At 47.9% G+C, this 1,993-nt stretch carries 2 tRNA genes and 2 rRNA genes; all 4 read left to right on the top strand.

Annotated features, from left to right (window positions below):
* A 16S ribosomal RNA gene (locus tag EGI32_RS17535) occupies nt 1-558 on the top strand; the annotation flags it as partial.
* A gap of 135 nt (nt 559-693) precedes the next feature.
* Nucleotides 694-768: transfer RNA gene (locus tag EGI32_RS17530), tRNA-Ile, on the top strand.
* A gap of 10 nt (nt 769-778) precedes the next feature.
* Nucleotides 779-855: transfer RNA gene (locus EGI32_RS17525), tRNA-Ala, on the top strand.
* Nucleotides 856-1,092: 237 nt separating this feature from the next.
* Nucleotides 1,093-1,993 (top strand): 23S ribosomal RNA (locus EGI32_RS17520); the annotation flags it as partial.

Genomic DNA, 1,993 nt, shown 5'->3' with positions numbered 1-1,993 from the left:
CCTTACCTGGGCTAGAATGCGGTTTGACCGCTGGTGAAAGCTAGCTTTGTCGCAAGACACGGATCGTAAGGTGCTGCATGGCTGTCGTCAGCTCGTGCCGTGAGGTGTTGGGTTAAGTCCCGCAACGAGCGCAACCCCTATCACTAGTTGCCATCAGGTAATGCTGGGAACTCTAGTGAAACTGCCGCCGTAAGGCGTGAGGAAGGAGGGGATGATGTCAAGTCATCATGGCCTTTATGCCCAGGGCTACACACGTGCTACAATGGCGAGTACAAAGGGCAGCTACCTGGTAACAGGATGCTAATCTCAAAAAACTCGTCTCAGTTCGAATTGGGGTCTGCAACTCGACCCCATGAAGCTGGAATCGCTAGTAATCGTATATCAGCAATGATACGGTGAATACGTTCCCGGACCTTGTACACACCGCCCGTCAAGCCATGGAAGCTGGGTGTACCTAAAGTCGGTAACCGCAAGGAGCCGCCTAGGGTAAAACTAGTAACTGGGGCTAAGTCGTAACAAGGTAGCCGTATCGGAAGGTGCGGCTGGAATACCTCCTTTTTAGAGCTAAGCTCTGGCACTTCGGTGCCGGACAGACATATAAGCCTTGGCTGTTGTTTCCAACTTTTAATTTTTTCCAAACAAGTTCTTTTAGCATAGTGATATCTAAATCAGTCCTGAATAAGGGATACAATCAGATCCGTAGCTCAGCCTGGTTAGAGCACTACACTGATAATGTAGGGGTCTCCAGTTCAAATCTGGACGGGTCTACAATAGCCTTGGGGGGTTAGCTCAGTTGGCTAGAGCATCTGCCTTGCACGCAGAGGGTCATCGGTTCGACTCCGATATCCTCCACCAAAACAAACAAGTACCACTTGCAAAAGTGCAATGGTCATTCAAACAGTTCTTTTCAAACTTTAGGTAACTCAATCGGGAGTAAGTGGTTCAAATCCACCTTATCTGCAATTTCATTTGCATATCTGCATATTTGCATTTCTGCACATTGATAAAGTTCTTTGACATATTGGAAAATAAAAAGTTGTAACTAAGTAATAATGAATATGTGGAGGCGCATATAAAATCTTCCTTAATTTTTTTAAAGCAATTAAGGGCGTATGGTGGATGCCTAGGGTCTGAGAGGCGATGAAGGACGTGGTAAGCTGCGATAAGCTTCGGGGAGCTGCACACAAGCGATATATCCGAAGATTTCCGAATGGGACAACCTTCTGCATTGAAGATGCAGAACTCCGAGCAATCGGAGAGCCAACCCGCTGAACTGAAACATCTAAGTAAGCGGAGGAAAAGAAAATAACAATGATTCCCTGAGTAGTGGCGAGCGAAACGGGAAAAGCCCAAACCATGGCGGCGTGCTGCCGTGGGGTTGTAGGACTACATTTAGAAAGTATAATCAAGCTGAATCATCTGGAAAGTTGAGTCATAGAGGGTGATAATCCCGTAAGCGGAAATTTATACGGACGCGTAGTATCCTGAGTAAGGCGGGACCGGAGAAATCCTGCCTGAATCTGCCGGCACCATCCGGTAAGGCTAAATACTCCTCAGACACCGATAGTGAACCAGTACCGTAAGGGAAAGGTGAAAAGTACCCTAAACAAGGGAGTGAAATAGTACCTGAAACCGTACGCCTACAAGCGGTCGGAGCCCCCGCAGCAATGCGTGGGGTGACGGCGTGCCTTTTGCATAATGAGCCTACGAGTTACTCCTCACTGGCGAGGTTAAGTTCTTAAGTAACGGAGCCGTAGCGAAAGCGAGTCCAAATAGGGCGACTAGTCAGTGGGGGTAGACGCGAAACTTTGTGATCTATCCATGGGCAGGTTGAAGGTGTGGTAACACACACTGGAGGACCGAACTCATGAGCGTTGAAAAGCTCTGAGATGACCTGTGGATAGGGGTGAAAGGCCAATCAAACTGAGAGATAGCTCGTTCTCCCCGAAATGTTTTTAGGAACAGCCTCGGATAATAGACGTTTAGTACAGGT

Origin of the sequence: Ferruginibacter sp. HRS2-29 (genome assembly GCF_024343615.1) — a bacterium.
Classification (GTDB): Bacteria; Bacteroidota; Bacteroidia; order Chitinophagales; family Chitinophagaceae; genus Ferruginibacter.
Note: the sequence above shows the minus strand (reverse complement) of the source record. Positions and strands in the feature narration are given on the sequence as shown.